The following is a 21,604-nucleotide window of genomic DNA, read 5'->3' as shown; positions in this document are numbered from 1 at the left end:
CGCCGGGTACGGCACGGGCCCGCGGGCGAGCCCGTTTGCTGCACATGCAAGAACGCCCGGCCGATCCTGCGTTTCCAGCCGGGCGCCTGTCGCGCTTTACTTCACCTTCGCGGCCTTCGCGAGCGCGGCGACCGCGCTCTTCGAATCCTGCTGCGAGTTCATGAACTTCGTCACGACGTCGGTGATCGCGCCGGCCGTTGCATCGCCCTGCGCCATCCCGTGCGCGAGCGACGGCACGAAGCCGCCCGACTTGATCGCGGTCTGCTCGTCGGCATACGACTTCTTCGCGCAGTCGTCGAACTTGTCCATCTTCACGCCGAGGCGCACCGGCACCGAGCCCTTCAGCAGGCTGAACTGCTCCTGGAAGTCCGGCGTCATGATCGTCTTCGCGAGCGCGACCTGGCCCGGCGTCGCATCCTTCTGCCCCTTCTGCTGGAAGAACACGAACGAGTCGACGTTGAACGTGTACGAGTTCGCGGTGCCCGGCACCGCCGCGCAGATGTAGTCCTTGCCCGCCTTCTTGCCGGCGTTCTCGAACTCGCCCTTCGCCCAGTCGCCCATGAACTGCATGCCGGCCTTGCCGTTGATCACCATCGCGGTCGCGAGGTTCCAGTCGCGGCCGTTGCGGCCCGTGTCGAAGTAGCCCTGGATCTTGCGGACCGTGTCGAACACCGACAGCATCTGCGGCGACGTCAGCGTGGCCTGGTCGAGATCGACCAGCGCCTTCTTGTAGAACGCCGGACCCTGCGACAGCACGACGTCTTCCCACAGCGTCAGGTCCTGCCACGGCTGGCCGCCCATCGCGACCGGCTGGATGCCTGCAGCCTTCAGCTTGTCGGCCACCGCGAAGAATTCGGGCCAGGTGGTCGGCACCTTCGCGCCGACCTTGTCGAGCGCGGCCTTGTTGATATAGAGCCAGTTCACGCGGTGCACCGAGAACGGTGCGGCGACGGTGTGGCCCTTGTACTTGATGATCTTGTCGATTTCCGGCGGCAGGTTCTGCTTCCAGTCGCCTGCGGCGGAATCGATGTTGACGAGCACGCCCTGGTCGGCCCAGTCCTGGATCAGCGGGCCCTTGATCTGCGCGGCCGACGGAGCGTCGCCGCTGATCACCTTGGTCTTCAGCGCGGTCATCGCCGCGGCGCCGGCGCCGCCCGCGACCGCGAAGTCCTTCCACACGTAGCCCTGCTTCTGCACGTCGTCCTTCAGCACGCCGACGGCCTTCGACTCGCCGCCCGAGGTCCACCAGTGCAGCACGGTTACGTTCTCGGCCGCCTGCGCCGCCACGGCGCCAGCCATCAGACCCGCGGCGCAGAGCGCGCCCATGATCGAGCGAACTTTCATTACTTATCTCCTCCAGACTGAATCAACTCGTGAGGTTCCCTGACGGGGAACCGGCTTCTTGATAAACGACGGGGAAATCGAGCCGCGGGACGCATGCAGCGTACGGGGCCGATGACCGGCCGGGCTCTTACAGAAAGCGTGAATCGAGATTCAACGGCGTGTCTCCTCTTTGTGTTTCTGGCCCGCCGCGATGCCGCGGCGCGAGCCCGGGGCGACGGCGCGCGGACGATGCGCACCGTCAATGTCCGATAACATTCGGCACAAGGCGTTCCCGAAGGCGAAGCTCGCGCAGTTCATCGACCGCACTTCTTTTTTTCTTCACCCAGGTGCTACCCCTTGCGGCGGATTGTAGTTAAACTACAATTCAGTGTCAAAAATATTTTTATCGCACTACGGATCGCTTCCCAGCCCCCCAACCGGCGGAGACACATGCATACCGATTCCAGCTTTACTTTCGTACTTTTCGGCGGCACCGGCGACCTGTCGATGCGCAAGATCCTGCCCGCGCTGTTCGAAGCGCACCGCGGCAACATGCTTGCGGAAAGCGGCCGGATCGTTGCCGTCGCGCGGCACGAATCGGATCGGGCCGGCTATCTCGAGTGGGTCGACACGCACGTGAAGCCGCATGCGGCGAAGGCGGCCGGCAAGGCATTCGACGAAAGCGTGTGGAAATCCTTCCTCGAGCGCATCGAATACGTGAAGCTCGACCTCGGCCGCGCGGAGGATTACGTCGTGCTACGCGACGCGGTTGCGCAGCTGGCCGGCATCCGCGTGTTCTATCTCGCCACAGGGCCGTCGCTGTTCGTGCCGATCTGCAAGGCGCTCGCGTCGGTCGGCCTGAACGAAGGCGCGCGCATCGTGCTGGAGAAGCCGCTCGGCTACGACCTGAAATCGTCGAACGCGATCAACGACGCGGTCGGCGAGATCTTCGCGGAAGACCAGATCTACCGGATCGACCACTACCTCGGCAAGGAGCCGGTACAGAACCTGCTCGCGCTGCGCTTCGGCAACGCGCTGTTCGAGCCGCTGTGGCGCCGTGAATGGGTCGAGAGCATCCAGATCACGATCGCCGAGGAGCTCGGCGTCGAGGCGCGCGGCGATTTCTACGACAATACGGGCGCACTGCGCGACATGGTGCAGAACCACCTGCTGCAGCTGCTGTCGATCGTCGCGATGGAGCCGCCGCACTCGATGGATTCCGACGCGGTGCGCGACGAGAAGCTGCGCGTGCTGCGTGCGCTGAAGCCCATCGATCCGCGCGACATCGGCAAGGTCGCGGTGCGCGGCCAGTATCATGCGGGCGTGATCAAGGGCGCGCAGGTGCCGGCCTATGCCACCGAGCCCGGCGTGAAACCCGACAGCCCGACCGAAACCTTCGTCGCGCTGAAGGTCGAGATCGAGAACTGGCGCTGGGCCGGCGTGCCGTTCTTCCTGCGCACCGGCAAGCGTCTTGCCGATCGCGTCGCGGAGATCGTCGTGAACTTCCGGCCGGTGCCGCACTCGGCGCTGGGCCCGACCGCGCTGCGCCCCGGTTCGAACCGCCTCGTGATCCGGCTGCAGCCGAACGAGACGATTCGCCTGTACTGCCTCGCGAAGCAGCCCGGCGAAGGGATGAACCTCGCGAGCGTGCACCTCGACCTCGCGTTCGACCAGTTCTTCAAGGAAGGGCAGATGGAGGCGTACCAGCGCCTGCTGCTCGACGTGATCAACGGCCGCCTCGCCCTCTTCGTGCGTCGCGACGAGCAGGAAGCCGCGTGGCGCTGGGTCGAGCCGATCCTGAACGAATGGGCACGCTCGCTGAAGCCGCCGAAGCCGTACGCGGCGGGCACGTGGGGGCCGGCCGCGGCGAGCGCGATGCTCGCGCAGCACGGCACCTGCTGGCTCGAAGAAGAAAACTGATGCAAACCGTTGCCGTGCGCGCCAGCGCGCGGCAACGTGCCCCACGATTCGCACGAATTGAACAGACAAAGCAGTCCGGAGGAGATGTGATCGAGATCCACGCTTTCGACACCCAGGAAGCGCAAAGCGAAGCGCTCGCGCGCGCCGTCGGCGATGCGCTGCGCGCCGCGCTCGCCGGCCCCGCGCGCCCGACGCTCGCGGTGTCCGGCGGCACGAGCCCGCGCCCGTTCCTGCACACGCTGTCGCACGAACCGCTCGACTGGGCCGGCGTCGACGTCACGCTGGTCGACGACCGCTGGGTGCCGGAGAACGATGCGGCCAGCAACGCGCACCTCGTGCGCGACACGCTGCTGCAGCACGCGGCGGCCCCTGCCCGCTTCCTGCCGCTCATCGACACGCGCGCATCGCTCGATGCGCACGTCGCCGCGCTCAACGCCAACGCCGACTACCGCGTGCCGACCGTCGCCGTGCTCGGCATGGGCGAGGACGGCCATACGGCGTCGATCTTCGCGGACGCGCCCGAATGGGACCACGCGATCACGACGCCCGAGCGCTTCGTCGCCGTGCATCCCGGCGCCGCGCCGCATGCACGCGTGAGCTTTTCGCTCGATGCGCTGAAGCGCGTCGAGCGGCTCTTCCTGTTGATCGCGGGCAGCCGCAAGCGCGACGTGCTCGACGCCGCGGCCGCGACGCTGCAGAAGAACGCGATTTCCCAACTGGCCAACGACAAGGGGACCCAGCTCGATGTCTACTGGTGCGCAAAGTAAGACTGTCGTCGCGGGCCAGCATGCCGACGGCCCGCGCCTGCTCGCGGACGTCGGCGGCACCAACGCGCGTTTCGCGCTGGAAACCGGCCCCGGCGAGATCACGCAGATCCGCGTCTATCCCGGCGCCGACTACCCGACGCTCACCGACGCGATCCGCAAGTATCTGAAGGACGTGAAGATCAGCCGTGTGAACCACGCGGCGATCGCGATCGCGAACCCGGTCGACGGCGACCAGGTCACGATGACCAATCACGACTGGAGCTTCTCGATCGAGGCGACGCGTCGCGCGCTCGGCTTCGACACGCTGCTCGTCGTCAACGACTTCACCGCGCTCGCGATGGCGCTGCCGGGCCTGACCGATGCGCAGCGTGTGCAGATCGGCGGCGGCGCGCGCCGCCAGAACAGCGTGATCGGGCTGCTCGGGCCCGGCACCGGGCTCGGCGTGTCCGGCCTGATTCCGGCGGACGACCGCTGGATCGCGCTCGGCAGCGAAGGCGGTCACGCGTCGTTCGCGCCGCAGGACGAGCGCGAGGATCTCGTGCTGCAGTACGCGCGCAAGAAGTTTCCGCACGTGTCGTTCGAGCGCGTGTGCGCCGGCCCCGGCATCGAGATCATCTATCGTGCGCTCGCCGCGCGCGACAAGAAGCGCGTCGCCGCGACCGTCGACACGGTCGAGATCGTCGAACGCGCGCATGCGGGCGACGCGCTCGCGCTCGAGACGGTCGATTGCTTCTGCGGGATCCTCGGCGCGTTCGCGGGCAGCGTCGCGCTGACGCTCGGCGCGCTCGGCGGCGTGTACATCGGCGGCGGCGTCGCGCTGAAGCTCGGCGAACTGTTCACGCGCTCGTCGTTCCGCGCACGCTTCGAGGCGAAGGGCCGCTTCACGCAGTATCTCCAGAACATCCCGACCTACCTGATCACCGCCGAATACCCGGCGTTCCTCGGGGTATCGGCGATCCTCGCAGAGCAGCTGTCGAACCGTTCGGGCGGCGCGTCGTCGGCCGTGTTCGAGCGGATCCGCCAGATGCGCGACGCGCTGACGCCGGCCGAGCGCCGCGTCGCCGATCTCGCGCTGAACCATCCGCGCTCGATCATCAACGACCCGATCGTCGACATCGCGCGCAAGGCAGACGTGAGCCAGCCGACGGTGATCCGCTTCTGCCGCTCGCTCGGCTGCCAGGGGCTGTCGGACTTCAAGCTGAAGCTCGCGACCGGCCTCACCGGCACGATTCCGATGAGCCACAGCCAGGTCCATCTCGGCGACACGGCCACCGACTTCGGCGCGAAGGTGCTCGACAACACGGTGTCCGCGATCCTGCAGCTGCGCGAACACCTGAACTTCGAGCACGTCGAGAACGCGATCGAGATCCTGAACGGCGCGCGCCGCATCGAGTTCTACGGGCTCGGCAACTCGAACATCGTCGCGCAGGACGCGCACTACAAGTTCTTCCGCTTCGGAATCCCGACGATTGCGTACGGCGACCTGTACATGCAGGCCGCATCGGCCGCACTGCTCGGCAAGGGCGACGTGATCGTCGCGGTGTCGAAGTCGGGGCGCGCGCCGGAGCTGCTGCGCGTGCTCGAGGTTGCGATGCAGGCCGGCGCGAAGGTGATCGCGATCACGTCGAGCAACACGCCGCTCGCGAAGCGGGCGACCGTCGCGCTCGAGACCGATCACATCGAGATGCGCGAATCGCAGCTGTCGATGATCTCGCGGATCCTGCATCTGCTGATGATCGACATCCTCGCGGTCGGCGTCGCGATCCGTCGCGCGTCGACCAACGGCGAGCTGCCGGAGGCCGTCGCGCAGGCGCGCGCACGGGCGAGCGACGACGAAACGGCCGACGTGCTCGACTGGCTGAGCCACGGCGCGTCGCCGGCGGCGAAGGACGTCGCGCGGGATTGACGCTTCGGCGAAACGCCGTCGCTACACGACACCCCGAATGCTGGATTGAAGCCCGGCGTTCGGGGTGTTTCACATGTGCGGCACCGCCCCGCACCACAGCGGCCCGGCAGGCATCGACGATGCCGTCTGCCGAGGGCTGCGCGTGACGTCATACGTTCGTACACGCCCCCATTTTCGAACAAGTCCAATTGTCAGCAGTTGCCCAGGCTCGGTAACTTCCTTCACTCCGCGTGATGCCGCCATCCCGGTTCGACGCGAGAAATGACGCGTTTCTCGCAGAACCCCGATTGGCATCGACAGCACCACGTTCATCCAGTTTGCGGAGAGGGATATGCCTAGACCACGCTTTTCAGCCGCATGGGCAGCAGCAATGCGCATTTACGCGCCGATAAATTCCACGGAGAAAGTTGCGCGAACGATTGGGGGCAACGTGGCCACCAATATCCAGCGATCGGGCAAAGCAGAAGTGATCAAATCCCCGCCTTCGCTGGGAGGCCCGGGACGATAGGCAGGGGATCGTTCTCTTCGAGGTTTCAGCCTCGTCGATAGCCTGAGAGAGGAATACTATAATGAACAATACCTATGCCTTTGGTACACATCGAGATCTCACGCCGATGGAGCTGTTTTTCCTTGTCTTTATCGATGAGACATGCAAGGAGCTTGGTGTTGACGATGTAGCAGCAGTGGTTGCCATTGTGGCCGGTCAAAATTGGATGCCAACACGAGCAAAGCCCTTTGGTACCACGCCGGGTACTTCTGTTGCGTCGATATTGAGTCGCAAGTATCTGGACTACGATTTGAAGAAGAAGATCCTCCCAACGCTGACCAACGCCAGCGTTAAGCGCTTGAGGTTCATTCTGGTAAGAAACATTGGGGTTTTCGTTGGGCGCGCGGTTCCTGTCGTTGGCTGGGTCATTGCTGCCAACGATGTCACGATGATCAGCATTCGTTCCGTGTCGCGCTATAACGCGCTTGTTAAGCCTGAGGACAAGGTGTTCTGATGAGCCAATTTACATGGAACGAGTTTGAGGATTTTGTGAGAAGGGAGACCGGCGTTAGTCCCCAAAAAATTCTCACAAAAGGTCATGCCGTCGAGAGTGATTTGGATATCACTGGCGACGATGCGATCGAGTTTATGGAGAGCTTCTTCGATAAGTTTCCGGTGCAAGTTGGAGATTTTGAGTTCAATCGCTACTTCTCAGGAGAGGGCTTTAGCTTGATTGAAGTGGCGCGGATGGCTTTCTCCAGAAAACACCGAGAAAAATATGACAAAGTGCCACTGACTCTAGGCATGCTCTATCAGGCTATTTTGGATGGAGAGTGGAACAATCAGCGCTTGGAAAGTCTGCCGCGCTGATTGTACCTCGCCAAATAGACCGGTTTATTTTTTAGGCGATGTGTTGGATCTGTGCACACCTCTGGAGTCTGCCATGAGACAAAATCCGCTGCTCCGGCGTGTGATATTTTCGGCACTGACGTTGGCGGCACAATCGGGCCATGCGACAGATACAACATCGTCGCCACAAGCCGGCGCCCGAACCTACGCGCAGAATTACAAGGACATGGTGCTCGCCGAGTGCGTCGCGACCGCTTATCGGAATGAACCGTCCGCTGCCATGGATGCGGGAAGCAGCGCGAGTGCGCTGATGGACTGGACGTACTTCGATCTGGAACGGAACCCCGACGCGGGCAAATCGCTGGTCAATCGTTTTCTTGGCCGCGATTATCACAATCCGATCGTCGAATCCGAAATCAAAGGCGTCAGGTTCGATTTTTTGAAATGCCTGGATCTGTACCACAGCAAGGAACTCGACGCTCAGGTCAAACGGTTTGTCATCAACCCGAAGCGCAGCTATCGACTCGATAATCGCTCGTCAGACCGCTCCAGGTGAGGCGGACATGTGGAAGCGAATGCATGGCCCCCATTGCCGACACACGCCCCCGCCCGACACCGCGAAACTGCTGTTCGATGCGTCCGAACATATTCGCGAGGCGACGAGCAGCAAATAGCCGCTCCGCTGCATTCGCGCGCCCGTGACCTTCCTCGTCCGCGAATCCTGCCGCACCGCTCAAGCCCCCGCTTTCACCGGCCGGCCATGCCAGCGCAGCACGAGGTAACGCCCGACGAAACACAGCACGCCGCAGACGCCGATCGTCACACCCATCGCAAACGGCGTGCCGTCCGCCAGTGCGCCGATCGCGACGCTCGCGAGCGCGCCGAGCGCGAGCTGCATTGCGCCGAACACGGCCGCCGACGCGCCCGCGTTGTGCGGATAGCGGTGCATGAGATCGGTCGTGCAGTTCGCGGACAGGATCCCGACCACGCCGACGACGAAGAACAGGCACACGACGATCGACCACAACCCGCCCCACCCGGTCAGCGCGACCAGCGCGACCGCGAGCGACGCGACGCAGCTCACGAGCGACGCGGTCGCGATGAGGCGCAGCGAGCCGACGCGGCCGACGAGCCGCGTGTTCGCGAAGTTGCCGATCATGATCCCGACGACGTTCAGGCCGAACAGCAGCCCGTAATGCTGCGGCGACACGTGGAAATACTCGATGTACACGAACGGCGTCGCGGTGATGTACGAGAACATCGACGCGAACGCCATCCCGCCGCACAGCATGTGCCCCCACGCGACCGGATCGGACAGGATGCGCCCGTACGACGCGAGCACGGCCGTGCTCTTGCGCCGCTCCTTCGGCCAGGTTTCGGGCACGCGCAGGTACGCGGTCGTCGCGCATATCGCGCCGAACACGGCCAGCACGACGAATACGCCACGCCAGCCGGAGAAACGCAGGATCTGGCCGCCGATCAGCGGCGCGAGCAGCGGCCCGATCGCGGTGACAATCGCGACCATCGACAGCACCTTCGCCGCGTCGGTCGGCTCGTGCGCGTCGCGTGCGATCGCACGGGCAAGCACCGACGCGGCGCCCGCGCCGAGCGCCTGCAGGAAGCGCACGAGAATCAGCATGTCGATCGAGCCCGACACGAAGCAGCCGACGCTCGCGAGCGTGAACAGCGCGATGCCGCCGAGCAGCACGGGCCGGCGGCCCCACGTGTCGGACAGCGGACCGTACAGCAGCATGCCGATCGAGAAGCCGACCATGAAGCTCGTCAGCGTACGCTGCGCGGCGCCGGGGCTCACCGAGAAGCCGTCGGCGATCGACGGCAGGCTCGGCAGGTACATGTCGGTGGCGATCGGCCCGCAGGCCGCGAGCGCGCCGAGCAACAGGATCAGCCGGGCATCGGGCCGGCGCCGGACGACGTGGGACATGGGTATTCGCAATGGAGGCCCGCGCGCATCGGGGCACGCGTGGCGGTGAAGAGGGAAGCCGCGCCGCGGACGGCGCCCAGGCCCATGATTGTACGCGCAACTTTTTCGCGCGCCGCCGGCCGGGTGCCGCGCACGACCGGAAAGCGCCCGCGCGGCCGGCGTCACGCATGATCGCGAGCGGATTCGATTAAGCTTGCGGCTCGCTGCCGCCCTTGTCCGATCCATTCGACGCACGACCGACCCGATGACCGCCTTCCTGCTGATCTGGAGCCCCAAGAAATGGCCGTGGCCCGAGCTGCCCGACGTCGCCGCGCGCGTGAAGGCCGGCGAGGCCGTGCACGACGTGTGGGGCTGCGGCTTCGCACGCGGCATCCTGCCGGGCGACCGCGTGTTCCTGCACCGCGTCGCGCAGGCGCCGAAGGGCGTGTTCGGCTCGGGCTACGTGACGCGCGCGCCCTACGAGGTGCCCGACCCGGCGACGAAGCGCGGCTACCGGCTGTGCATCGATTTCGTCTACGACTGGCTGGTCGACGCCCACCAGGACGTCGTGATCCCGCGCGACGCGCTGCGCGCGCATCCGTACTCGGTGCAGACCTGGGACGCGCAGTCTTCCGGCACGTCGATCAAGCCGATGGTCGAAGGCCCGCTCGAGAAGCGCTGGGCCGAGCTGACCGGCAAGCGCCAGTCGCCACGATAAACGGGCCGGATCGGCCGTGCGCCGTTCGCGCCGGCCAATCCCCCACGCGCGGAAAGGCCGCAGACCCGGCCGCGGGCCCGCCAGGCGCGTCTCCGGTACAATCAGACGATCGTTCCGCTCAGGCGCCGCGGCCCGTGCACCGGCCCCCGCGCCCTTCTCTCGCAGGTTTCGCACATGTCCAACAATCAGATCCTCTTCGAACGCGCCCAGAAGACCATCCCGGGCGGCGTCAACTCGCCGGTGCGCGCCTTCCGTTCGGTCGGCGGCACGCCGCGCTTCGTGTCGCGCGCGCAAGGCCCGTACTTCTGGGATGCCGACGGCAAGCAGTACATCGACTACATCGGCTCGTGGGGCCCGATGATCGTCGGCCACGTCCATCCGGAAGTGCTGTCGGCCGTGCAGAACGTGCTCGCCGACGGCTTCTCGTTCGGCGCGCCGACCGAAGCGGAAATCGAGATCGCCGAGGAAATCTGCAAGCTCGTGCCGTCGATCGAGCAGGTGCGGATGGTGTCGAGCGGCACCGAGGCCACGATGAGCGCGCTGCGTCTCGCGCGCGGCTTCACGGGCCGCAGCCGCATCGTCAAGTTCGAGGGCTGCTACCACGGCCACGCGGACAGCCTGCTGGTCAAGGCCGGCTCGGGCCTGCTGACGTTCGGCAACCCGACGTCGGCCGGCGTGCCCGCCGACATCGCGAAGCACACGACCGTCCTCGAATACAACAACGTCGCCGCGCTCGAAGAAGCGTTCGGCGCGTTCGGCGACGAGATCGCCGCGGTGATCGTCGAGCCCGTCGCGGGCAACATGAACCTCGTGCGCGGCACGCCCGAATTCCTGAACGCGCTGCGCGCGCTGTGCACGAAGCACGGCGCCGTGCTGATCTTCGACGAGGTGATGTGCGGGTTCCGCGTCGCGCTCGGCGGCGCGCAGGCGTACTACGGGATCGCGGCCGACCTCACCTGCCTCGGCAAGGTGATCGGCGGCGGGATGCCGGCTGCCGCGTTCGGCGGCCGCCGCGACATCATGGCCCACCTGGCGCCGCTCGGCGGCGTGTACCAGGCCGGCACGCTGTCGGGCAACCCGATCGCGGTCGCCGCGGGCCTGAAGACGCTGCAGCTGATCCAGGCGCCCGGTTTCTACGACGCGCTCACCGCGCAGACGAAGCGCCTCGCCGACGGCCTCGCGGCCGAAGCGCGCGCGGCCGGCGTGCCGTTCGCGGCCGACTCGATCGGCGCGATGTTCGGCCTGTACTTCGCCGAGCGCGTGCCGACCAGCTTCGCGGAAGTCACGAAGAGCGACACCGAGCGCTTCAACCGCTTCTTCCACCTGATGCTCGACGAAGGCGTGTACTTCGCGCCGTCCGCGTACGAGGCCGGCTTCGTGTCGAGCACGCACGACGACGCGGTGATCGACGCGACGCTCGCGGCCGCACGCCGCGCATTCGCGGCGCTGGCCGCCTGACCCGGGTCCGCACGCATGTTCTCGGATACCGATTTCGCCCACATGCAGCGCGCGCTGACGCTCGCGGCGCGCGGCATGTATACGACCGCGCCGAATCCGCGCGTCGGCTGCGTGATCGTCAAGGACGGTGACGTGATCGGCGAAGGCTTCACGCAGCCTGCCGGCCAGGACCACGCGGAAGTGCAGGCGCTGAAGGACGCGCGCGCGCGCGGCCACGACGTCGCCGGCGCCACCGTGTACGTGACGCTCGAGCCGTGCAGCCACTTCGGCCGCACGCCGCCGTGTGCGAACGCGCTGATCGACGCGCGCGTCGCGAAGGTCGTCGCGGCGATGGAAGACCCGAATCCGCAGGTGTCCGGGCGCGGCCTCGGGATGCTGCGCGACGCGGGCATCGACGTGCGCTGCGGGCTGCTCGCGCATGAAGCGGGCGAACTGAACATCGGCTTCGTGTCGCGGATGACGCGCGGCCGCCCGTGGGTGCGGATGAAGACGGCCGCGTCGCTCGATGCACGCACCGCGCTGCCGTCCGGCGAAAGCCAGTGGATCACCGGCGAGGCCGCGCGCCTCGACGGCCACGCATGGCGCGCGCGCGCGTGCGCGATCCTCACCGGGATCGGCACCGTGCGCGAGGACAACCCGCTCTTGACCGTGCGCGGCATCGACACGCCGCGCCAGCCGCAGCGCGTGCTGGTCGACAGCCGCCTCGACCTGCCGCTCGATGCGCGCCTGCTCGAGGGCGCGCCGCTGCTGATCTTCTGCGGCCGGCTCGATGCCGCCGGCGAAGTGCGCGCGAACGTGCTGAAGTCGCGCGGCGCGGAAATCGTGTCGCTCGCGAATGCGCACGGCAAGGTCGACCTGCCCGCGATGCTGGCGGCGCTCGGCGCGCGCGGCGTCAACGAGCTGCACGTCGAGGCCGGCCACAAGCTGAACGGCTCGCTGCTGCGCGAGCAGTGCGTCGACGAGCTGCTGGTCTATCTCGCGCCGAGCCTGCTCGGCAGCGACGCGGCCGGCATGTTCGACCTCGCCGCGCCCGCGAGCCTGGACGCCCGCACGCGGCTCGCGTTCCACAGCGTCGAGCGGATCGGCGACGATCTGCGGATCCTGGCGCGTGTCGCGCCGCCCCCTGCCACGCATTGAACGGAGCCGTCACGATGTTTACCGGAATTGTCGCGGCCGTCGGCCGCATCGAATCGATCAATCCGCTCGGCGCGTCGCCCGACGCGGGCGTGCGGCTGACCGTACAGGCCGGCGGGCTCGACCTCGCCGATGTCGCGCTCGGCGACAGCATCGCGATCCAGGGCGCGTGCATGACGGTGATCGCAAAGACCGGCACCGGATTCGACGTCGACGTGTCGCGCGAAAGCCTGAACCGCACGGTCGGCCTCGCGCAACCCGGCGAAGTGAACCTCGAGAAGGCGCTGCGCGCGCACGACCGCCTCGGCGGGCACATCGTGTCGGGCCACGTCGACGGCCTCGGCACCGTGACGCGCTTCGCGCCGGTCGGCGAATCGCACGAGCTGCGGATCGTCGCGCCGCGCGAGCTCGGCCGCTATCTTGCGTACAAGGGCTCGATCACGGTCAACGGCGTGAGCCTGACCGTCAACACGGTCGACGATCGCGCCGACGGCTGCGAATTCTCGATCAACCTGATCCCGCATACGGTCGAGGTCACGACGCTGCGTCACGTGAAGGCCGGCGACAAGGTCAATCTCGAAATCGACATGATCGCGCGGTATGTCGAGCGGATGATGTCGGCATCGCAGGGCGTGCATCAGGACTGATTGCGGCGGTTCCGCCCTCTGGGCAGGGATTGGCGGCTGGCGGCTCGGCGCGGCACCTGGCCTGACGGCCAACGACGCGCACACGCCAGCCCGTCGCGCTAAGATGCAACGGCAGCGTTTTCGGCGCCGCGACGCACGGTGCGCCGCGTACCGGCTGCCCCCTTTTCCTCCAGGAGTCGTCCCCATGTCCATCTCGATGTACCAGGCTTCGCTGCCCGTCCTGATCCGCGGCCTGACCAACCTGCAGCACATCCTCGGCAAGGCGCAGGCGCACGCGGCCGAGAAGCAGATCGACCCGTCGGTGTTCATCGGCGCACGCCTCTATCCGGACATGCTGCCGCTCGTCCGCCAGGTGTACATCGCGACCGACACGGCCAAGGGTTGCGCCGCGCGGCTCGCCGGCGTCGACATCCCGAGCTACCCCGACGTCGAGCAGACGTTCGACGAACTGCATGCGCGCATCCAGAAGACGATCGACTATCTGAAAGGCTTCGACGCCGCGCAGATCGACGGCAGCGAAGAACGCCAGGTCGTGCTCAAGATGCGCGTCGGTCCGATCGAGTTCACCGGGCAGTCGTACCTGCTGAACTTCGTGCTGCCCAACTTCTTCTTCCACGTGACGACGGCGTACGACATCCTGCGTCACAGCGGCGTCGAACTCGGCAAGCTCGACTACCTCGGCGGCCGCAACGACCACGCGTGACGCACGGCCGGGCCCCGGCCAGCCTGCGGCTGCCTGACATCGGGCGGGCCGCGGCGGCCCGGGCAGGCCCGCCTCGCAGGCCGGTCGCACCGCGTTTCGGCGGGCTCGCCGGCCGCGCGCAGCCGGTGCCAGCCGAAACGCGGTCCGGCTGGCGTAAAATACGCACTTTCCTCTTTCTCGCCCCCTTATGACGCTCGCCTCCACGCTCGACATCATCGCGGAGTTGAAAGCCGGCCGGATGGTGATCCTGGTCGACGAAGAAGACCGCGAAAACGAAGGCGACCTCGTGATCGCCGCCGAATTCGTCACGCCGGAAGCGATCAACTTCATGGCCAAGTACGGCCGCGGCCTGATTTGTCTGACGTTGACGCAGGAACGCTGCAAGCAGCTGCACCTGCCGCTGATGACCTACCGCAACGGCACCCAGTACGGCACCGCGTTCACGGTCAGCATCGAAGCGGCCGAAGGTGTGACGACCGGCATCTCGGCCGCCGACCGCGCGCACACGATCGCCACGGCGGTCGCGCACGACGTCCGTCCCGAGCACATCGTGCAGCCGGGCCACGTGTTCCCGATCATGGCGCAGCCGGGCGGCGTGCTGGTGCGCGCCGGCCACACCGAGGCCGGCTGCGACTTCACCGCGCTCGCCGGGCTCACGCCGGCCGCGGTGATCTGCGAGGTCATCAAGGACGACGGCACGATGGCGCGCCTGCCCGACCTGCTCGAGTTCGCGAAGGAACACGGCCTGAAGATCGGCACGATCGCCGACCTGATCCAGTACCGCAGCCGCACCGAATCGATCATCGAGCGGATCGCCGAGCGCACGATGCAGACCGCGCACGGCACGTTCCGCGCGGTGCTGTACCGCGACCAGCCGAGCGGCTCGCCGCACATCGCGCTGGTGCGCGGCACGCCGTCGCCCGACGTCGATACGCCCGTGCGCGTGCACGAGCCGCTGTCGGTCCTCGACCTGCTCGAGACGGGCGTCTCGACGCACTCGTGGACGCTCGACGCGGCGATGCGCGACATCGCGCAACGCGACCTCGGCGTGATCGTGCTGCTCAACTGCGGCGACACGAAGGAACATCTGATCGACGTCTTCAAGGCGTTCGACGAGGAAGAAAAGGCCGCTGCGCTGAAGCGCCGGCCGGTCGATTTCAAGACGTTCGGCATCGGCGCGCAGATCCTGCGCGATGTCGGCGTCGCCAAGATGCAGGTGCTGTCGAATCCGCGCAAGCTGGGCAGCATGTCCGGCTACGGCCTCGAAGTCACGGGCTTCATTCCGATGCCCGGCGGCGAAGCCAAGTCCTGCCCGGCGTCCCACGCGTAACCCGCCACGACGCTTTCGCCCTATAACCGTTCATCCACACCACGGACCAGATCATGGAAATCGGACAATACCAACCGAATCTCGAAGGCGACGGCCTGCGTATCGGCATCGTGCAATCCCGCTTCAACGAACCCGTCTGCAACGGCCTCGCCGATGCGTGCGTCGAAGAACTCGAGCGCCTCGGCGTCTCCGGTGAAGACGTGCTGCTCGTGTCGGTGCCCGGCGCGCTGGAAATCCCGCTCGCGCTGCAGAAGCTCGCGGAAAGCGGCCAGTTCGACGCACTGATCGCGCTCGGCGCGGTGATCCGCGGCGAGACGTACCATTTCGAACTCGTGTCGAACGAAAGCGGCGCGGGCATCACCCGCATCGGCCTCGACTTCAACCTGCCGATCGCGAACGCGGTCCTGACGACCGAAAACGACGAGCAGGCCGTCGCGCGCATGACCGAAAAGGGTCGTGACGCCGCACGCGTCGCGGTCGAGATGGCCAACCTGACGATGGCGCTCGACCAGCTCGGCGACGACGAGGACGAAGAAGAAGACGAAGACGACGAAGAGGAGCGCGCATGAAGAAGAGCGCCCGCCGACAATCGCGCGAGCTGGCGACGCAGGGCCTGTATCAGTGGCTGCTGTCGAACGCGGCCCCCGGCGAGATCGACGCGCAACTGCGCGGCGCGCTCGGTTACGACAAGGCCGACAAGGAGCTGCTCGACGCGATCCTGCACGGCGTGATTCGCGAGCATGCGACGCTCGTCGAAGCCCTCACGCCGTCGCTGGACCGTCCGGTCGACCAGCTGTCGCCGGTCGAACGCGCCGTGCTGCTGATCGCGACGTTCGAGCTCACGCATCATGTCGAAACGCCGTACCGCGTGATCATCAACGAAGCGGTCGAACTCGCGAAGACGTTCGGCGGCTCCGATGGCTACAAGTACGTCAACGGCGTGCTCGACAAGCTCGCCGCGAAGCTGCGCCCCGCTGAAACGCAGGCGCGCCGCAACGGCTGATTCCGCAAGTAGACGGGCGCGCGAGCGCCCGTTTTTCGTTCTCCCTCCCCGCCCCGCCCGACCGATGAATACCACCGCCGATTCGCTCGTCACGCTCGCCGCACGCGTCGACGCGATCCAGCCCTTCTACGTGATGGAACTGATGAAGGAGGCACAGCGGCTCGAGTCCTCCGGGCGCGATGTTATCCACATGGGCATCGGCGAGCCGGACTTCACCGCACCGGAGCCCGTCGTCGAGGCGGCGGCGGCTGCGTTGCGCCGCGGCGTCACGCAGTACACGAGCGCGCTCGGCATCGCGCCGCTGCGCGAAGCGATCGCCGCGCACTACGCGCGCGCCTACGGCCTCACGATCAGCCCCGAGCGGATCGTCGTGACGGCCGGCGCGTCGGCCGCGCTGCTGCTCGCGTGCCTCGCGCTCGTCGGCCGCGACGACGAGGTGCTGATGCCCGACCCGTCGTATCCGTGCAACCGGCACTTCGTCGCGGCGGCCGAAGGCCGCCCGGTGCTCGTGCCGAGCGGCCCGGAAGCGCGCTTCCAGCTCACCGCGGACGACGTCCGCACGCGCTGGGGCAGCCGCACGCGCGGCGTGCTGCTCGCGTCGCCGTCGAACCCGACCGGCACGTCGCTCGAGCCGGACGAACTGAAGCGGATCGTCGAAGCCGTGCGCGCCCGCGGCGGCTTCACGATCGTCGACGAGATCTACCAGGGGCTCAGCTATGACGCGGCGCCCGTGTCGGCGCTGTCGTACGGCGACGATGTCGTCACCGTCAACAGCTTCTCGAAGTACTTCAGCATGACCGGCTGGCGGCTCGGCTGGCTGGTCGTACCGCCCGCGCTCGTGAGCACGTTCGAAAAGCTGTCGCAGAACCTGTTCATCTGCCCGTCCACGCTCGCGCAGCACGCGGCGCTCGCGTGCTTCGAACCGGCGGCGCTCGACATCTACGAGGCGCGCCGCCTCGAATTCAAGCGTCGCCGCGACTTCATCGCGCCGGCGCTCGAACGGCTCGGCTTCACGGTGCCCGTGATGCCGGACGGCGCGTTCTACGTGTATGCGCACTGCGGCGGCGTCGCCCATCCGGCGGCCGGCGACAGCGCGGCACTCACGCAGGCGATGCTGCACGACGCGGGCGTCGTGCTGGTGCCGGGCATGGATTTCGGTGTGCATGCGCCGCGCGACTATATCCGGCTGTCCTATGCGACCGCCTATTCGCGCCTCGAAGAGGCCGTCGAGCGGCTCGCGACGCTGTTCGGCCAGCACTGACGTCCGAGCGGCCCTCCCGGCCGACGTGCCGGGCGCTACCGTCCGCGCCAAAACGAAAAGGCACCCGAACGGGTGCCTTTTCGCTTGGGTCCTGCCGGAACCGCGGGGCGTTACGTGACTTACGCGCCGAGTTCCGAATGATCGCCGTGCGCCTGCTTCGCGGTGTCGACGCTTGCGTCGTCCTGCTGCGGCGCGCCCTTCGGCGCCGCGGCGGCCTTCGCGGCGATCGGCTGCGCGGCGTCGAGCGTCGCGTGCACGCGCTTCGTGCTGCCTGCCGCTGCGGTCGCGGCCGCGGTGACGATCGGCTTCGACGGCTGGGGCGGCGCCTGCGGCGCATTGAGCGGCACGCTGCGGCCGTGCGCGACGTCGCGCAGGCGGCCGCGCTCGGCCATGACCTTCGAGCCGTACACGGTGTCGTCCGGGTTGGTCGAGCCGTTGTACAGACGCAGGCCGTTCGCAAGCGAGCCGCCGCGGGCGATGCAGTCCTTCAGCACGAGCGCGCCGACCTGCAGGTTCGCGAGCGGCTGCAGCGCGGTGTCGGTACCGCCGAAATATTCGAACTTGTCGGAATGGACCTTCGACATGACCTGCATCAGGCCTTGCGCGCCGACGCCACTTTCCGCGTACGGGTTGAAGCCCGATTCGATCGCCATCACGGACAGCAGCAGCAGCGGATCGAGGCCGACGTCGTGGCCGGTCTGGAACGCGGCCTTGACGAGCTGGCCGAGCGGCTCCTGGGCGACCCGGTAACGGCGCGACAGGTAGGTGGCGACGAGCGCCTGCTGGCGGTTCGACGCGAGCGCGCGGTCGTCGCGCGCATCGGCCGGGACCCGCTGGGACGGGATCAGTTTCGCGAGCGCGACAGGCGACGGGCCGTTGCGGGCCGGATCGGACGCATCGCTCTGCGCGGCGGTATCCGGTGCCACATCGAGACCGACGGCGAGCGCATCCGTTTCGGGGGCGTCTTCCTGCTGCGGCTGCGCGCCGGCGGGCGCGAAGTTCGGCAGCGGATGGCCGGTCAGCAGACGGGCCGGACCGGCCTGCACGGCCGCGGATACGACCGGCATCAGCTTCGCGGCGAGGTTCCCGCGCACGGTCGGCAGCAGCCACAGGGCCAGTGCGATCGCGACGGCGAAACAGCCGACAACGCTGAATAAATGGTGACTGACACGCGTCCCGCGACGCAGCATATTGCGCACGATCTGTGCATGCTGCTCACTGGGACGCCACGATAACCAAGCGTTCATTCAGATCATCTCCCATGAACATGACTCGTGCGGCTCGCTCGGCTCGATGGCGAGACAGAAAACGCGCCGCGGAATCACGACGCCGCACGCCTTGGTCGGACGTGCGGGCATCGGGGAAACGGTATAAGTACCGTTCGAGGCCACGGTATAAGACGGCCGGCACCTTCGCACACTGGGCGAGGCGGGCATACGCGGTGGCACCCACGCAAAAAACCAGCGTCTGGTGGCGCTGGCTGGGACTACGACAAAGGCCGTCGAATACGCCGTGCAGGTTTCGGCGGACGGTGACGCGCTGCGTCAAAGATCGGTGATTGGCGGCTCGAAGCCTTTTACCCTGCAGCCAATGTGAGCGGATTCTAGCAGGGTTTTATAGATCGTCAACACTATAAAACCTTCAAATTATAACAAAAAGTAATTTTGAACCGCCCTTCAGATCGCGAGCCCCCTGCCGTAGGGGCTCTGCGCGCGGTCCACTTTTTTCTCCGCCCGGGCGTGCGCGCGGCGGCCCGGGTAAAATCGGCGGTCGATTCGGGGCCGCAGCCGGCCGCTGCGCCCACCCATCGCTGCCCGCCTTGCGGGCGGCCCGGACCTTCTTCATGAAATACAAAGACTTACGCGATTTCATCCAGCGCCTCGAGGCGCTCGGCGAACTGCGGCGCGTCACGCAACCCGTGTCGCCCGTGCTCGAAATGACCGAGCTGTGCGACCGCGTGCTGCGCGCCGGCGGCCCGGCGCTGCTGTTCGCCGCGCCACCCGGCAATGCGTTCCCGGTGCTCGGCAACCTGTTCGGCACGCCGCGCCGCGTCGCGCTCGGGATGGGCGTCGATGCGGGCGACGACGCCGCGCTCGGCTCGCTGCGCGACCTCGGGCGGCTGCTGTCCGCGCTGAAGGAGCCCGATCCGCCGAAGAGCCTGAAGGACGCCGGCAAGCTGCTGTCGCTCGCGAAGGCCGTATGGGACATGGCGCCGAAATCGGTGTCGTCGCCGCCGTGCCAGGAGATCGTCTGGGAAGGTGCCGACGTCGACCTGCACAAGCTGCCGATCCAGACCTGCTGGCCCGGCGACGCGGGACCGCTCGTCACGTGGGGCCTCACGGTCACGCGCGGGCCGAACAAGCCGCGCCAGAACCTCGGCATCTACCGCCAGCAGCTGATCGGCCGCAACAAGCTGATCATGCGCTGGCTCGCGCATCGCGGCGGTGCGCTCGACTTCCGCGAATTCGCGCTGAAGAACCCCGGCAAGCCGTATCCGGTCGCGGTCGTGCTCGGCGCGGATCCGGCCACGACGCTCGGCGCGGTGACGCCGGTGCCCGATTCGCTGTCCGAGTATCAGTTCGCCGGCCTGCTGCGCGGCAGCCGCACCGAGCTCGCGAAGTGCCTGACGCCCGGCGTCGACACGCTGCAGGTGCCCGCCCGCGCGGAGATCGTGCTCGAAGGTTTCATTTATCCGCAGGAAGGCGCGCCCGCCCCTGCCCCGGCCGGCGCACCGCCGCGGCCGGCCGGCAACGCGTCGGCCGCGTACGAGCACGCGCTCGAAGGCCCGTACGGCGACCACACCGGCTACTACAACGAGCAGGAGTGGTTCCCGGTGTTCACCGTCGAGCGCATCACGATGCGCCGCGACGCGATCTATCACTCGACCTATACGGGCAAGCCGCCCGACGAGCCGGCCGTGCTCGGCGTCGCGCTCAACGAGGTGTTCGTGCCGCTGCTGCAGAAGCAGTTCACCGAGATCACCGACTTCTACCTGCCGCCGGAAGGCTGCAGCTACCGGATGGCGATCGTCCAGATGAAGAAGAGCTACGCCGGCCATGCGAAGCGCGTGATGTTCGGCGTGTGGAGCTTCCTGCGGCAGTTCATGTATACGAAGTTCATCGTGGTCGTCGACGAGGACGTGAACATCCGCGACTGGAACGAGGTGATCTGGGCAATCACGACGCGCGTCGACCCCGTGCGCGACACCGTGATGGTCGACAGCACGCCGATCGACTATCTCGATTTCGCGTCGCCCGTCGCGGGCCTCGGCTCGAAGATGGGGCTCGACGCGACCAACAAGTGGCCCGGCGAGACGAACCGCGAATGGGGCCGCCCGATCGAGATGGACGCCGCCGTGAAGGCGCGCGTCGACCGCCTCTGGCAGGAGATCGGACTGTAAGTCCGCGCGTTGAACGCACCCGACAAGAACGACGATGAGCTTTCCCCCCGCCTCGATGCTGTCCGACGGATTCTTCCTGTCGCTGTCGCTGTGTCTCGACATCGGCCTCGTCAACGTCGCGATGCTGTCGCTGACGCTGTCGCACGGCTTCCGGCCCGGCTTCTGGCTCGGCGTCGGCTCGTGCGTCGGCGACCTCGTCTACGCGGCGCTCGCGCTCGCCGGCATGGCCGTGCTGCTGCAGTTCGAGGCCGTGCGCTGGATCGTCTGGATCGGCGGCGGTGCGGTGCTGCTGTTCCTCACGTGGAAGATGGCGCGCGAAGCGCTCGCGCCGGCCGGCGGCACCGACGACGGCGATGCGGACGACACGCCGCAGCCGCGTGCCAGTGCGCGGCGCAGCTTCATGCGCGGGATGCTGCTCGCGATGTCGTCGCCGAGCGCAATCCTGTGGTTCGCGGCGGTCGGCGGCGCGCTGATCGCGAAAGCCGGCGCGACCACGCCGGCCACGGCGTCGGTGTTCCTGTCCGGCTTCTTCCTCGGCGGCCTCGCGTGGACGCTCTTCATGTGCACGCTCGCGAGCCAGGGCCGCAAGCGCGCGGGCGCGGGGCTGATGCGCGCGTGCCATGTGGCGTCGGCGCTGCTGTTCGCGTATTTCTCGTACAGCGTGATCGTCGGCGGCTATCGCGACCTGATTGCGCACGCCGTGTCGTAACCGGCGCGCACCGGATCGCGCGCCCAATGAAAAACGGCGCAACGCCCCGCGAGGGACGTTGCGCCGTT

General features: G+C 67.2%; 20 protein-coding genes. 17 read left to right on the top strand and 3 right to left on the bottom strand.

Annotation, left to right across the window (positions count from 1 at the left end; all coding sequences use genetic code 11):
- Nucleotides 1–96: 96 nt before the first annotated feature.
- On the bottom strand, nt 97–1,344 hold the full coding sequence (locus U4Y91_RS29630; RefSeq protein WP_124521642.1) for an ABC transporter substrate-binding protein: 1,248 nt from the start codon (nt 1,342–1,344) through the stop codon (nt 97–99).
- Between the two features lie 429 nt (nt 1,345–1,773).
- On the opposite strand from U4Y91_RS29630, the gene zwf reads away from it, so the two are divergent.
- The 6 genes from zwf (at nt 1,774) to U4Y91_RS29600 (ending at nt 7,808) form a co-directional block, all read left to right on the top strand.
- Nucleotides 1,774–3,243: a glucose-6-phosphate dehydrogenase gene (gene zwf / locus U4Y91_RS29625; RefSeq protein WP_321808037.1), complete on the top strand. Its 1,470-nt coding sequence runs from the start codon at nt 1,774–1,776 to the stop codon at nt 3,241–3,243.
- Between the two features lie 86 nt (nt 3,244–3,329).
- A complete protein-coding gene (pgl, locus tag U4Y91_RS29620) occupies nt 3,330–4,010 on the top strand; it encodes a 6-phosphogluconolactonase (protein ID WP_321808036.1) in 681 nt (226 codons plus the stop codon).
- Nucleotides 3,988–5,916 (top strand): bifunctional transcriptional regulator/glucokinase, encoded by a 1,929-nt coding sequence (locus tag U4Y91_RS29615; protein ID WP_321808035.1) that lies wholly within the window; start codon nt 3,988–3,990, stop codon nt 5,914–5,916. Before pgl ends, U4Y91_RS29615 begins: the two co-directional genes overlap by 23 nt.
- A gap of 569 nt (nt 5,917–6,485) precedes the next feature.
- Entirely contained in the window at nt 6,486–6,917 is a 432-nt protein-coding gene (locus tag U4Y91_RS29610) for an STM2901 family protein (RefSeq protein WP_044846216.1), read from the top strand.
- Nucleotides 6,917–7,273 (top strand): DUF1493 family protein, encoded by a 357-nt coding sequence (locus U4Y91_RS29605; RefSeq protein WP_321808034.1) that lies wholly within the window; start codon nt 6,917–6,919, stop codon nt 7,271–7,273. Before U4Y91_RS29610 ends, U4Y91_RS29605 begins: the two co-directional genes overlap by 1 nt.
- Nucleotides 7,274–7,346: 73 nt before the next feature.
- Nucleotides 7,347–7,808: a type VI secretion system amidase immunity protein Tai4 gene (locus tag U4Y91_RS29600; RefSeq protein WP_321808033.1), complete on the top strand. Its 462-nt coding sequence runs from the start codon at nt 7,347–7,349 to the stop codon at nt 7,806–7,808.
- 177 nt (nt 7,809–7,985) lie between these two features.
- Here U4Y91_RS29600 and U4Y91_RS29595 read toward each other — a convergent pair whose 3' ends face one another.
- The gene (locus U4Y91_RS29595) at nt 7,986–9,194 is read right to left on the bottom strand and encodes a Bcr/CflA family multidrug efflux MFS transporter (RefSeq protein WP_321808032.1); all 1,209 of its coding nucleotides are present in this window, start codon (nt 9,192–9,194) and stop codon (nt 7,986–7,988) included.
- A gap of 244 nt (nt 9,195–9,438) precedes the next feature.
- Between U4Y91_RS29595 and U4Y91_RS29590 the strand changes: the two genes are divergently transcribed.
- The 9 genes from U4Y91_RS29590 to U4Y91_RS29550 all read left to right on the top strand — a co-directional run bounded on the left by U4Y91_RS29590 (nt 9,439) and on the right by U4Y91_RS29550 (nt 17,427).
- Complete coding sequence (locus U4Y91_RS29590; RefSeq protein WP_321808031.1) at nt 9,439–9,891, top strand: hypothetical protein; 453 nt, start codon at nt 9,439–9,441, stop codon at nt 9,889–9,891.
- A 174-nt stretch (nt 9,892–10,065) separates the two neighbouring features.
- Complete coding sequence (gene hemL / locus U4Y91_RS29585) at nt 10,066–11,349, top strand: glutamate-1-semialdehyde 2,1-aminomutase (protein WP_059680798.1); 1,284 nt, start codon at nt 10,066–10,068, stop codon at nt 11,347–11,349.
- Nucleotides 11,350–11,364: 15 nt separating this feature from the next.
- The gene (gene ribD / locus U4Y91_RS29580; protein WP_321808030.1) at nt 11,365–12,486 is read left to right on the top strand and encodes a bifunctional diaminohydroxyphosphoribosylaminopyrimidine deaminase/5-amino-6-(5-phosphoribosylamino)uracil reductase RibD; all 1,122 of its coding nucleotides are present in this window, start codon (nt 11,365–11,367) and stop codon (nt 12,484–12,486) included.
- A 14-nt stretch (nt 12,487–12,500) separates the two neighbouring features.
- On the top strand, nt 12,501–13,130 hold the full coding sequence (locus U4Y91_RS29575) for a riboflavin synthase (RefSeq protein WP_321808029.1): 630 nt from the start codon (nt 12,501–12,503) through the stop codon (nt 13,128–13,130).
- A 184-nt stretch (nt 13,131–13,314) separates the two neighbouring features.
- A complete protein-coding gene (locus U4Y91_RS29570) occupies nt 13,315–13,833 on the top strand; it encodes a DUF1993 family protein (protein WP_257768119.1) in 519 nt (172 codons plus the stop codon).
- Between the two features lie 187 nt (nt 13,834–14,020).
- Nucleotides 14,021–15,163 (top strand): bifunctional 3,4-dihydroxy-2-butanone-4-phosphate synthase/GTP cyclohydrolase II, encoded by a 1,143-nt coding sequence (ribBA, locus tag U4Y91_RS29565; protein ID WP_321808028.1) that lies wholly within the window; start codon nt 14,021–14,023, stop codon nt 15,161–15,163.
- 53 nt (nt 15,164–15,216) lie between these two features.
- Complete coding sequence (ribH, locus tag U4Y91_RS29560) at nt 15,217–15,732, top strand: 6,7-dimethyl-8-ribityllumazine synthase (RefSeq protein ID WP_040143614.1); 516 nt, start codon at nt 15,217–15,219, stop codon at nt 15,730–15,732.
- A complete protein-coding gene (gene nusB, locus U4Y91_RS29555) occupies nt 15,729–16,166 on the top strand; it encodes a transcription antitermination factor NusB (protein WP_044846225.1) in 438 nt (145 codons plus the stop codon). Before ribH ends, nusB begins: the two co-directional genes overlap by 4 nt.
- A gap of 64 nt (nt 16,167–16,230) precedes the next feature.
- On the top strand, nt 16,231–17,427 hold the full coding sequence (locus U4Y91_RS29550; protein ID WP_124487764.1) for a pyridoxal phosphate-dependent aminotransferase: 1,197 nt from the start codon (nt 16,231–16,233) through the stop codon (nt 17,425–17,427).
- A 119-nt stretch (nt 17,428–17,546) separates the two neighbouring features.
- On the opposite strand, the gene U4Y91_RS29545 is transcribed toward U4Y91_RS29550, so the two are convergent.
- Nucleotides 17,547–18,674: a lytic transglycosylase domain-containing protein gene (locus U4Y91_RS29545; protein WP_321808027.1), complete on the bottom strand. Its 1,128-nt coding sequence runs from the start codon at nt 18,672–18,674 to the stop codon at nt 17,547–17,549.
- A 596-nt stretch (nt 18,675–19,270) separates the two neighbouring features.
- Between U4Y91_RS29545 and U4Y91_RS29540 the strand changes: the two genes are divergently transcribed.
- Together U4Y91_RS29540 and U4Y91_RS29535 are read left to right on the top strand one after the other, a co-directional pair.
- The gene (locus U4Y91_RS29540; protein ID WP_124487762.1) at nt 19,271–20,827 is read left to right on the top strand and encodes a UbiD family decarboxylase; all 1,557 of its coding nucleotides are present in this window, start codon (nt 19,271–19,273) and stop codon (nt 20,825–20,827) included.
- 34 nt (nt 20,828–20,861) lie between these two features.
- The gene (locus U4Y91_RS29535; RefSeq protein WP_124892500.1) at nt 20,862–21,536 is read left to right on the top strand and encodes a LysE family translocator; all 675 of its coding nucleotides are present in this window, start codon (nt 20,862–20,864) and stop codon (nt 21,534–21,536) included.
- Nucleotides 21,537–21,604: the final 68 nt, after the last annotated feature.

This window comes from Burkholderia sp. BCC1993 (assembly GCF_905339865.1).
Taxonomy (GTDB): Bacteria; Pseudomonadota; Gammaproteobacteria; order Burkholderiales; family Burkholderiaceae; genus Burkholderia.
The sequence above is the reverse complement of the archived record's forward strand: the minus strand, read 5'-3'. Positions and strand labels throughout refer to the sequence as shown.

Excerpts from the sequence above, each read along its gene's own strand:
- U4Y91_RS29630 (WP_124521642.1), bottom strand. The coding sequence starts at position 1,344 with ATGAAAGTTCGCTCGATCATGGGCGCGCTCTGCGCCGCGGGTCTGATG.
- zwf (WP_321808037.1), top strand. The coding sequence starts at position 1,774 with ATGCATACCGATTCCAGCTTTACTTTCGTACTTTTCGGCGGCACCGGC.
- U4Y91_RS29615 (WP_321808035.1), top strand. The coding sequence starts at position 3,988 with ATGTCTACTGGTGCGCAAAGTAAGACTGTCGTCGCGGGCCAGCATGCC.
- U4Y91_RS29610 (WP_044846216.1), top strand. The coding sequence starts at position 6,486 with ATGAACAATACCTATGCCTTTGGTACACATCGAGATCTCACGCCGATG.
- U4Y91_RS29605 (WP_321808034.1), top strand. The coding sequence starts at position 6,917 with ATGAGCCAATTTACATGGAACGAGTTTGAGGATTTTGTGAGAAGGGAG.
- U4Y91_RS29600 (WP_321808033.1), top strand. The coding sequence starts at position 7,347 with ATGAGACAAAATCCGCTGCTCCGGCGTGTGATATTTTCGGCACTGACG.
- U4Y91_RS29595 (WP_321808032.1), bottom strand. The coding sequence starts at position 9,194 with ATGTCCCACGTCGTCCGGCGCCGGCCCGATGCCCGGCTGATCCTGTTG.
- U4Y91_RS29590 (WP_321808031.1), top strand. The coding sequence starts at position 9,439 with ATGACCGCCTTCCTGCTGATCTGGAGCCCCAAGAAATGGCCGTGGCCC.
- hemL (WP_059680798.1), top strand. The coding sequence starts at position 10,066 with ATGTCCAACAATCAGATCCTCTTCGAACGCGCCCAGAAGACCATCCCG.
- ribD (WP_321808030.1), top strand. The coding sequence starts at position 11,365 with ATGTTCTCGGATACCGATTTCGCCCACATGCAGCGCGCGCTGACGCTC.
- U4Y91_RS29575 (WP_321808029.1), top strand. The coding sequence starts at position 12,501 with ATGTTTACCGGAATTGTCGCGGCCGTCGGCCGCATCGAATCGATCAAT.
- U4Y91_RS29570 (WP_257768119.1), top strand. The coding sequence starts at position 13,315 with ATGTCCATCTCGATGTACCAGGCTTCGCTGCCCGTCCTGATCCGCGGC.
- ribBA (WP_321808028.1), top strand. The coding sequence starts at position 14,021 with ATGACGCTCGCCTCCACGCTCGACATCATCGCGGAGTTGAAAGCCGGC.
- ribH (WP_040143614.1), top strand. The coding sequence starts at position 15,217 with ATGGAAATCGGACAATACCAACCGAATCTCGAAGGCGACGGCCTGCGT.
- nusB (WP_044846225.1), top strand. The coding sequence starts at position 15,729 with ATGAAGAAGAGCGCCCGCCGACAATCGCGCGAGCTGGCGACGCAGGGC.
- U4Y91_RS29550 (WP_124487764.1), top strand. The coding sequence starts at position 16,231 with ATGAATACCACCGCCGATTCGCTCGTCACGCTCGCCGCACGCGTCGAC.
- U4Y91_RS29545 (WP_321808027.1), bottom strand. The coding sequence starts at position 18,674 with ATGAACGCTTGGTTATCGTGGCGTCCCAGTGAGCAGCATGCACAGATC.
- U4Y91_RS29540 (WP_124487762.1), top strand. The coding sequence starts at position 19,271 with ATGAAATACAAAGACTTACGCGATTTCATCCAGCGCCTCGAGGCGCTC.
- U4Y91_RS29535 (WP_124892500.1), top strand. The coding sequence starts at position 20,862 with ATGAGCTTTCCCCCCGCCTCGATGCTGTCCGACGGATTCTTCCTGTCG.